This is a genomic window from Paraburkholderia sp. USG1, from assembly GCF_031570135.1.
Classification (GTDB): domain Bacteria; phylum Pseudomonadota; class Gammaproteobacteria; order Burkholderiales; family Burkholderiaceae; genus Paraburkholderia; species Paraburkholderia dioscoreae.
Window position 1 is genome coordinate 344,687 of sequence record NZ_JAMWXW010000005.1, and the last position, 9,448, is coordinate 354,134.

The following is a 9,448-nucleotide window of genomic DNA, read 5'->3' on the forward strand; positions in this document are numbered from 1 at the left end:
CGACAACGTATTTCTGGAGACTCACATGATTCGAATCGCCGTACTCGGTGCCGGCCGCATTGGTCGCATTCACGCCGGCAACGTCGCCGCGAGCCCGAACGCAAAACTGGTCGTGGTGGCAGACCCTGTTGAAAGTGCGGCTAAGTCGCTGGCTAGCCGTCTGGGCTGCGAGGCCTCGACGGACGCGGCAGCCGTCCTCGAGCGCAACGACATCGACGCAGTGGTCATCGGTACGCCCACGGATACGCACATCACGTTCATGCTCGAAGCCGTCAAGCGCGGCAAGGCTGTTCTGTGCGAGAAGCCTATCGACCTCGACATGGAGAAGTCGCTAGCCGCGGCAAACGAAGTCGAGCGACTGGGCGGTCGCGTCATGCTCGCGTTCAATCGACGTTTCGACCCGACATCGCAAGCCTTCCGCAAAGCGATCGACGCAGGCGACGTCGGCGAAGTGCGTCAGGTCATCATTTCGAGCCGTGACCCGGGCATGCCTCCGCGTGACTATGTCGAACACTCGGGCGGCATCTTCCGCGACATGGTGATCCACGACCTGGACATGGCTCGCTGGCTGCTCGGCGAAGAGCCGGTCGAGGTAATGGCGATGGCTAGCCGTCTCGTCGACGAGTCGCTTGAGAAGCTGACTGACTTCGATACGGTGATGGTGCAGTTGCGGACAGCTTCGGGCAAGCAATGCCACATCAACTGCTGTCGCGAAGCGGTGTACGGCTACGACCAGCGCATGGAAGTGTCGGGTTCGAAGGGAATGCTCCTGCAAGAAAACCTGCGTCCTTCGACGATTCGACGCTGGTCCAAGGAAGCGACTGACGTCCGCGAGCCGCTGCTCAACTTCTTCCTGGAGCGCTACGAGGCTGCATACAAGGCCGAACTCGAGGCCTTCGTCGACGCACTGAACGCCAACTCGCCTTTGCCGACTTCCGTGCAGGATGGGCTGAAGGCGCTGCGTCTGGCGGACTGCGCGCTCGAGTCGGCTTTGTCGGGCAAGGCCGTCAAGGTGTAACTGGAAATCTGGAGGAGATAAGTCATGACGCGAAAGATCGGTCCCAACGAAACGCTCGGCGTAGCATGTCTTGGCATCACTCACCCCCATACGTCCGGGCGGGTCAAGGCAATCCAGCGTCGCACCGACGCCAGGATGCTCGGTGCGTGGGACAAAAGCCCGCTGCTTGCACCGTTCGTCGACGCGCTCGGTCTCGAGGCGCGATCGAAGGAAGATATCCTGGCGGACGAGAATGTTCATGTCGTGCTCGTCCACTCCAAGAGCGAGAAGATGGCCGACCTGACCATTGAGGCGCTCGAAGCGGGCAAGGCAGTGTTGTGCGAGAAACCTGCTGGCCGCAGTTCCGTCGACGCCAAGCGCATCGTCGAGGCTGTGGAGCGTACCGGCGGACTCGTGCAAGTCGGCTATTGCTGGCGCTTCGCACCATCGGTCGATGCCATGCAGGCGGCACTCAAGAGCGGACGCCTCGGCAAAGTCGTTCAGGTGCGCGCCCACGGCGGCTGCTCGCACGATGAGGCCGGAACGCCGCACATGACCCAGCCAGGCGATATTGGCGGCGCGGTATTCGTTATCGGATGTCATCTGGTGGACCGCATCCTTCTGCACTTCGGTTTGCCCCGCTCGGTCAACGCGCGTATCACGAAGTTTCCGAACTTCCACGGTGACGAATCGCGTGAAGACGCAGCAGGCGCGGTGCTGAACTACGAAGACAAGATTGTCACGGTTGACTTCATGTCGTGGGACGTCCTGCCGTGGACCGAGAGCTGGGACATCACCGCCTACGGAACGGAAGGCATCATGTCTTCCCGCTCGCTGCCCGCGAGTTACAAGATTTATGACGCGGGCAAGGGTGACCATCCGGAGGGCTGGACCGAGTGGCAAGAGACGAGCTTCCCGGAAATCTGGGCAACAAAAAAGACGGAGTATTCGCCCGATATCGCCGAAATCGGCAACCCGGTGTACTTCGACCGGGAGTCGAACGCGTTCTTCGACGCGTTGCGCAACGGCACGCAGTCGGTTGTGCCGGCTACGCAGGCGTACAACATTAGCCGTGTCATCGAGGCCATGTTCGCTTCGTCCAAAGAAGCGGGTGCAGAGGTCTTTATCGGTTAAGCGTTTGAATGGCTGACGTCTTCGGGCGTCGGCCTAGGATTCCGTACTTCATAAACCGGCAACACAAATACGCATTCCTAAATAGGAGACGAAGTCATGAAAATTCTGAAGAGTGTCGTGGTCATTCTGGCTGCTTCGGCAGCGTTCTCGGCAATGTCGGGTGCTGCTTTTGCCCAGGATAAGGGTGTTGTTGGCATTTCGCTGCCCGACAAGACCGAATCCCGGTGGATTACCGACGGCAAAAGCATGGTCGACGCGCTGAAGGCGAAAGGCTACTCGTCTGACCTGCAGTACGCCAACTATGACGTTCCGACGCAGGTGAACCAGGTCGAGAACATGCTTGCGAAGGGTGTCAAAGCACTGGTCATCGCACCGATCGACGGTAAGACCTTCTCTGACGCTCTGGCGCTCGCCCAGAAGAAAGGCATCAAGGTCATCTCATATGACCGCCTGATTAGCCAGACCAAGGATGTCGACTACTACGCAACCTTCGACAACTATGGCGTCGGCGTTCTTCAAGGACAGAGCATCGTCAGCGCGTGGCAGAAGGCCGGCAGCAAAACACCGTTCAACATCGAAGTGTTCGGTGGTTCCTCGGACGATAACAACGCCCATATGGTCTACGCGGGCGGCATGTCTGTTCTCAAACCGTACATTGACAGCGGCAAGTTCGTGGTTCGGAGCAAACAGGTTGCCTTCGACAAAGTTGCTACGCGCAACTGGGATGGCGCGACGGCACAGGCCCGGATGGACAACCTGCTGAGCGCTTTCTACGGCAAGGACCACCTCGATGCGGTCTGGACGCCAAATGACGCAATTGCAGTTGGTGTTATCTCATCTCTCAAGGGCATCGGATACGGTTCGGCCCAGCAAACCATGCCCGTTGTCACGGGCCAGGACGCAGACATCCAGAACGTCAAGAACATTGTTCGGGGCGACCAGACCTCGACCGTGTTCAAGGACACTCGCAAGCTTGCTGGCGTGACCGCCGAAATGGTTGACGACGCGCTGAGCGGCAAGCAGGTGCCCGTCAACGACACGAAAAGCTACAACAATGGAACGAAGATTGTTCCGACCTACCTTGTGAAGCCGATCCTCGTCGACAAGGCCAATTACCAGTCGGAGCTGGTGACCAGCGGTTACTACACGCAGGCCCAAATCAAGTGAGGTATCTGAACGTCCGCGTGGCGGGGCGCCCACCGGGGCCTCGCTTCACGCAGACACGCTCGCGAGCGTGACCAATCAGAGGAATTTGACCATGGATACCATTCTGGAGATGCGCGGAATTCAGAAAAGCTTTGGCGCTGTCAAAGCCCTGAATAACGTCAATCTGAGAGTCCGTCAGGGCGAGATTCACGCCATTTGCGGAGAAAACGGCGCGGGAAAATCGACCCTGATGAAAATCCTCAGCGGGGTCTATCCGCACGGCTCTTATTCTGGCGACGTCCTTTACGACGGTCAGGAGCGGGCATTCGCCGATATTTCCGATAGCGAGGCGGTCGGAATCATCATCATCCACCAGGAGCTAGCCCTCGTACCTATGCTCTCGATTACCGAGAACATCTATCTTGGTAACGAGCAGTCGAAGCGCGGCGTCATCGATTGGCAGGTGTCGCGTGCGAAGGCAAAGGCGTTGTTGGCGAAGGTCGGCCTCTCAGACTCGCCGGATTCGCCGGTTGGCACGCTCGGGATTGGCAAGCAGCAACTCATCGAGATTGCAAAGGCGTTGTCGAAAGAGGTTCGCCTGTTGATTCTTGACGAGCCCACCGCAAGCCTCAATGAAAAAGACAGCGACACACTGCTTAGTCTTCTGCTCGAGCTCAAGTCGCGCGGTGTGACGTCAATCATCATTTCGCACAAGCTTAACGAGATTTCGCGTGTCGCGGATGGAATCACCGTTATCCGTGACGGCTCGACGGTCGATGCCCTCGACTGTAAAGCCGAGAGCGTGAGCGAGGACCGAATCATCAAGGCGATGGTCGGCCGGGAGATGTCTGACCGGTACCCGCCACGCACACCGAACATCGGCGAAGTCATTTTTGAAGTCAAGGATTGGCGTGTCCAACATCCCACGCAGAGGGACCGTGCAGTCATCAAAGGCGTCAATCTGGAAGCGCGCAAGGGTGAAATCGTCGGTATCGCAGGACTGATGGGTTCTGGGCGCACGGAGCTCGCCATGAGCGTCTTCGGCGGCACTTATGGTCAGGACATCACGGGCCAGGTGCTGATGCATGGAAAGCAGGTCGACGTTTCGTCGGTACAGAAGGCCATCAAGGCGGGCATCGCCTACGTGACCGAAGACCGGAAAGGCAACGGTCTGCTCCTGGACGACAACATCAAGCGAAACATCACGCTGGCGAACCTGATCGGGGTCTCCAGATTTGGCGTCGTCGACGAGCACGAGGAGATAAAGGTTGCGACCGATTTTCTAAAGAAGCTCCGGATCCGCGCTCAAGGCGTTACCCACGTCGTTGGCAACCTGTCGGGTGGAAACCAGCAGAAGGTGGTGCTGAGCAAGTGGCTGTTTTCTGAACCCGAAGTGCTGATTCTCGACGAGCCCACGCGAGGCATCGATGTGGGAGCGAAGTACGAGATTTACAACATCATCAATCAGGTCGTCGCGGCAGGTAAGTGTGTGGTCATGATTTCCTCGGAAATGCCCGAACTGCTTGGCATGTGCGACCGCGTGTACGTCATGAACGAAGGCCGGTTTGTCGGCGAATTCACCGCAGAAGAAGTCACGCAGGAAAAGATTATGCGGGCGATTATGCGAAATGGAGGCATCGAAAATGCGTAAGGCACTCTCTCCAGTGGTCGCCGATGGCGCCGAGGTCAAGAAAAGCGAAGTGTTTGGTGTGGTGAAGCGTGTTGGCAGCGAGTATGGACTGCTCATTTCGCTCGTCATCATCATGGTCTTCTTCCAGGTCTCGACGAGCGGCGTATTGATGCAACCGCTCAATCTGACCAACCTGGTGCTTCAGAACAGCTACATCGTCATCATGGCCCTCGGCATGCTCATGGTGATTGTTTCGGGCCACATCGACCTGTCGGTCGGTTCAACGGCCGGTTTGGTGGGCGCATTAGCGGCAGTATTGATGGTGCAGTACGACGTCAACTATATCTGGGCGACCATCATCTGTATCGCGGCCGGCGCGCTGATTGGAGCCCTGCAAGGCTACTGGATTGCGTTCTGGCGGATGCCGTCGTTCATCGTGACACTGGCTGGCATGCTGGTCTTCCGTGGCATGACAAACCTCGTTCTGCAAGGCCAGTCCATTGGCCCTTTCCCTGATGCATTCGGCGCCGTGAGTTCGGGTTTCGTCCCTGACCTTTTTCACGGACAGACACTTCACATCACCTCGATTCTCCTAGGCGGGTTCGTCGGCGCGCTTTTCTTTGTCATCGAGCTTCGGCATCGTGCCGGCGCGGCGAAGCATGGCGTCGAGAGTGGCTCGTTCTCAATGTTCGTGGCGAAGAACATCGTCCTTACGGCACTCATTGTGTTTTTCTGCTACCTGCTCGCATCCTATCGTGGCTTGCCTACCGTGCTCGTCATCATGGGTGTGCTGATTGGCGTGTACACGTTCATCATGAACCGAACGACAATCGGGCGTCGCATCTACGCGGTTGGCGGCAATGCAAAAGCGGCGAGATTGTCGGGCGTCAGCGTCCCGGCAGTGAGTTTTCTCACCTTTGTGAACATGGGTGTCCTTGCAGCGCTGGCCGGTCTGATTTTCGCCGCACGTCTGAATAGCGGAACGCCGAAGGCCGGCACGGGCTTTGAACTGGATGTGATCGCTGCATGCTTTATCGGCGGTGCATCCGCTTCAGGTGGGGTAGGGAAGGTGGTCGGCGCGGTGGTAGGCGCCTTCATCATGGGCGTGATGAATAACGGCATGTCCATAATGGGCATCGGTGTGGACTACCAGCAGGTGATCAAGGGAATCGTGTTGCTCGCGGCTGTGTTTGTGGATGTCTACAACAAGAACAAGGCTTGAGCTTTGTGTTCCGGGTGGTTTCCACAGGAATCGGCAGTTATTACGGAATCGACATGATCAAGCACATCGTTATGTGGAATGTTCGCGGTGAGACGCCCGAGCAAAAGAAGGAAACGGCTCAGCGTGTGAAACGCGCCTTCGAGAGCCTGAGCGGGAAAATTCCGGGGCTCACAAAGCTCGAAGTCGGCATGGACGTGAGCGGAGTCGACTACGCGTGTGACGTCGTGCTCTACACCGAGTTCGAGAGTCACGCGTCCCTTGAGGCGTATGCAGTCCATCCCGAGCATCTGCGCGTCAAGCAGGTCTTGGGAGATTGCCGGATCGCCAGACACCAGGTGGATTACATCTGAGCCCGAAAGGCGGCCCCCAAGAAAAGGAATGCCAGATCTTATGTACGATTTTACCTATACGACGTCTGCCTCTCGGGTGGTTTTCGGCGCAGGCAGCATGAAGCTCATCCAGCAGGAGGTTGAGACGCTGGGAGCGCGCAGGGCACTGGTTCTGTGCACCCCCGAGCAGCGAGAGCAGGCCGAGATCGTTTCGGCTCTTCTTGGCCCTTCGAGCGCAGGAATTTTCGATGGGGCGCAGATGCATGTGCCTATTGAAAACGCTCGCCGTGCACGGGAGTATGCGAAGTCGGTTGACGCCGACTGTGCCGTGGCCATTGGTGGAGGATCGACAATAGGTCTTGGTAAAGCCATTGCGCTTGAGTCGTCATTGCCGATTATCGCGATTCCAACGACGTACGCCGGTTCGGAAATGACGCCGATATACGGCATAACCGAGAAGGGACTCAAACGAACCGGGCGCGATGCCAAGGTTCTTCCGAAGACGGTCCTCTACGATGCGGAGCTATCGGCTGGTTTGCCGGTTGACCTTTCGGTAGTGAGCGGCCTGAATGCAATTGCCCATGCTGCCGAGGGGTTGTACGCAAAGGATGGAAATCCGGTCATGTCGCTGATGGCTGAAGAGGGAATCCGCGCGCTCTCCAATGGTCTGCGTGACGTTAAGAAAAGCAGCGCGGACAGGAAGGCACGCAGCGAGTGTCTCTACGGGGCCTGGCTTTGTGGAACGGTTCTCGGCAATGTCGGAATGGCACTTCATCACAAGCTATGCCATACCCTCGGGGGGACGTTCAATCTACCGCACGCGCAGACGCATGCGATCGTGCTTCCACATGCACTTGCCTATAACAGTGTTGCCGCCGGCGAGGCGATGACACGCATTGCGCGGGCACTCAGTGTGGACGCCGCAGCGGATGGGTTGTATGAACTGAATCGGAAGCTCGGTGTGCCAGGAGGGTTACGTGAGATTGGACTGAGGGAGACTGACCTTGATCACGCGTGCGAGGTAGCGATGTCGAATCCCTACTGGAATCCGCGCCCAGTGGAGGCTGTTTCCCTTCGGGCGCTGCTCCAGCGCGCCTGGGAAGGCAGTCGGCCTTGTCCTTGAGAAGTCGCCTCGAATATACGAAAACGCGAAGACCGAAATATCCAAAATATCCGTGCTGTAAAGGTGCATGTCACCACCGGGGAGAAGATCATGAGGATGACGATAGGCAGGAAGCTCGCCGCCACGTTTGGCGCAGTGGTAGTCGTTTCTTTGGTTGGAAACACGATCTCCATCATCAACTTTCTCCGGCTCAATCACGCGAATGGCTGGAACGTCCGTAGCTATCAGGTTCTGCGTACCAGCGACGACATGTTGACCAATATGATCAAGATGGAAGCGAGTGTGCGTGAATTTGTGGCATCCGGCACAGAACCCTTGCTGGAGCCCTACAACAGGGGGAACGAACAGTTTGACAAGTTGCTGAATCGGGCCCGCTCCTTGACAGCGGACGATCCTGACCAGCAACGACGGCTCAAGTCCTTGAGCGAGATGCACACGAAGGTCAAGGAGATCGACGAGAAGCTGATCGTGCTGCGTAGAGATGTAACTGCAGGCCAGCAGCCTTGGAACGCGCTGACGGATTATTTCAGGCAGGGTAACGACAAGCCGTTCTTGAGCAGCTATCGGAAGGTCACAGCCGAATTCGACAGCGCGGAGCAGACGGAACTCGACAGGCGCTCTGAAGAGGTGACAGCGTTGGCTCTCGCGACAAAGCTTGTGCTTGCGATTGCGGGCATCACAACGGTGCTCCTCGCGATAGGGCTGGGATTCTGGACTACACGCGGGATTATCCGGTCGCTGGGCGGGGAGCCTGTCGATGCGGCGGAGGTTGCGGCGCGCATCGCGCAAGGCAACCTTGCGACCGCCGTGCCGGTGGCACTGAACGATCACGCCAGCCTGATGGCGTCGCTGGAGTCCATGCGGCAGCAGCTTACATCTATCGTTGCAGGTATCCAGCTGTCAGCCGGGTCAATCAAGATTTCGGTGGGAGAAATTGCACAGGGAAATATGGATCTTTCCCAACGTACGGAAGAGCAGGCAGCGTCGCTTGAGGAAACGGCGGCGAGCATGGAGGAGCTGACCTCGACGGTGCGTCAAAACGCGGAAAACGCGAAACAGGCAAACGCGCTGGCTGGAGGGGCCAGCGCAGTCGCGGTGCGCGGAGGCGAAGCGGTGCATCAGGTGGTCGAAACGATGCAGTCGATTTCGGGGAGTTCGGATAAGGTCGCCGAGATCATTTCGGTAATCGAAGGGATTGCGTTTCAGACCAATATCCTTGCGCTCAATGCCGCGGTCGAGGCGGCGCGGGCCGGTGAGCAGGGCAGGGGGTTCGCGGTCGTCGCGGGCGAAGTTCGAACGCTGGCGCAGCGCAGCGCGAGCGCTGCGAAAGAAATCAAGGAATTGATTTCCCAGTCGGTCCGGCATGTGGCTGAGGGTGCGGCGCAGGTTGAACTGGCTGGGGCGACGATGCATGACATCGTGAAGGCGGTACGCGAGATGACTGATATCGTGGGTCAAATCGTGACGGCCTCTGAAGAGCAGGGTACGGGAATCGACCAAGTGAACGGCGCGGTCAGCCAGATGGACGAAGTTGCGCAGCAGAACGCGGCACTTGTGAGCAGGCGTCGGCCGCCGCGCAGGCCATGTCCGAGCAGGCTACGGCATTGCAGGACGCGGTCGCAGTTTTCAAAATCGAGGGAACGGCCGCTGCCGGATTCGAAACCGTCATGTGCGGTCCGATCGATCCGCGCCGGCGGTCACCGAGCGGCGGGCAATGCGATCTTCGCGGCTCAGACTCTTAGAGACCATTTCAAAAAGACCCCGAGGGGGCTGTTAACCTTTTCGGCAAGCTGTTAACCTTGGCCATCTGAACAACAGGAACCAAGGGGATGGGCACGCCGATCATTGATGACGAACTGTGGGCATT

The 9,448-nt window shown here is 58.0% G+C and carries 7 protein-coding genes and 1 pseudogene; all 8 read left to right on the forward strand.

Features of this window, described 5'->3' with window-relative positions; translation table 11 throughout:
- Positions 1-25 precede the first annotated feature (25 nt).
- Positions 26-1,018, forward strand: coding sequence for an inositol 2-dehydrogenase (gene iolG, locus NE850_RS09575; protein WP_200652989.1), 993 nt, complete (start codon positions 26-28; stop codon positions 1,016-1,018).
- Between the two features lie 24 nt (positions 1,019-1,042).
- Positions 1,043-2,131: a Gfo/Idh/MocA family oxidoreductase gene (locus NE850_RS09580; protein ID WP_310698694.1), complete on the forward strand. Its 1,089-nt coding sequence runs from the start codon at positions 1,043-1,045 to the stop codon at positions 2,129-2,131.
- A gap of 96 nt (positions 2,132-2,227) precedes the next feature.
- Entirely contained in the window at positions 2,228-3,298 is a 1,071-nt protein-coding gene (gene chvE / locus NE850_RS09585) for a multiple monosaccharide ABC transporter substrate-binding protein (protein WP_310698695.1), read from the forward strand.
- A gap of 91 nt (positions 3,299-3,389) precedes the next feature.
- Positions 3,390-4,928 carry a multiple monosaccharide ABC transporter ATP-binding protein gene (gene mmsA / locus NE850_RS09590; protein WP_310698696.1) on the forward strand — a complete coding sequence of 513 codons (1,539 nt, stop codon included), beginning with the start codon at positions 3,390-3,392 and terminating at the stop codon, positions 4,926-4,928.
- Positions 4,921-6,129 carry a multiple monosaccharide ABC transporter permease gene (mmsB, locus tag NE850_RS09595; protein WP_310698697.1) on the forward strand — a complete coding sequence of 403 codons (1,209 nt, stop codon included), beginning with the start codon at positions 4,921-4,923 and terminating at the stop codon, positions 6,127-6,129. Before mmsA ends, mmsB begins: the two co-directional genes overlap by 8 nt.
- 53 nt (positions 6,130-6,182) lie before the next feature.
- Complete coding sequence (locus NE850_RS09600) at positions 6,183-6,479, forward strand: Dabb family protein (RefSeq protein WP_310698698.1); 297 nt, start codon at positions 6,183-6,185, stop codon at positions 6,477-6,479.
- Positions 6,480-6,519: 40 nt separating this feature from the next.
- Positions 6,520-7,581: a maleylacetate reductase gene (locus NE850_RS09605; protein ID WP_310698699.1), complete on the forward strand. Its 1,062-nt coding sequence runs from the start codon at positions 6,520-6,522 to the stop codon at positions 7,579-7,581.
- 96 nt (positions 7,582-7,677) lie between these two features.
- Positions 7,678-9,323: pseudogene (locus NE850_RS09610) on the forward strand (methyl-accepting chemotaxis protein).
- The last annotated feature ends 125 nt before the right edge of the window (positions 9,324-9,448 follow it).

Excerpts from the sequence above, each read along its gene's own strand:
- NE850_RS09600 (WP_310698698.1), top strand. The coding sequence starts at position 6,183 with ATGATCAAGCACATCGTTATGTGGAATGTTCGCGGTGAGACGCCCGAG.
- NE850_RS09580 (WP_310698694.1), top strand. The coding sequence starts at position 1,043 with ATGACGCGAAAGATCGGTCCCAACGAAACGCTCGGCGTAGCATGTCTT.
- NE850_RS09605 (WP_310698699.1), top strand. The coding sequence starts at position 6,520 with ATGTACGATTTTACCTATACGACGTCTGCCTCTCGGGTGGTTTTCGGC.
- iolG (WP_200652989.1), top strand. The coding sequence starts at position 26 with ATGATTCGAATCGCCGTACTCGGTGCCGGCCGCATTGGTCGCATTCAC.
- mmsB (WP_310698697.1), top strand. The coding sequence starts at position 4,921 with ATGCGTAAGGCACTCTCTCCAGTGGTCGCCGATGGCGCCGAGGTCAAG.
- mmsA (WP_310698696.1), top strand. The coding sequence starts at position 3,390 with ATGGATACCATTCTGGAGATGCGCGGAATTCAGAAAAGCTTTGGCGCT.
- chvE (WP_310698695.1), top strand. The coding sequence starts at position 2,228 with ATGAAAATTCTGAAGAGTGTCGTGGTCATTCTGGCTGCTTCGGCAGCG.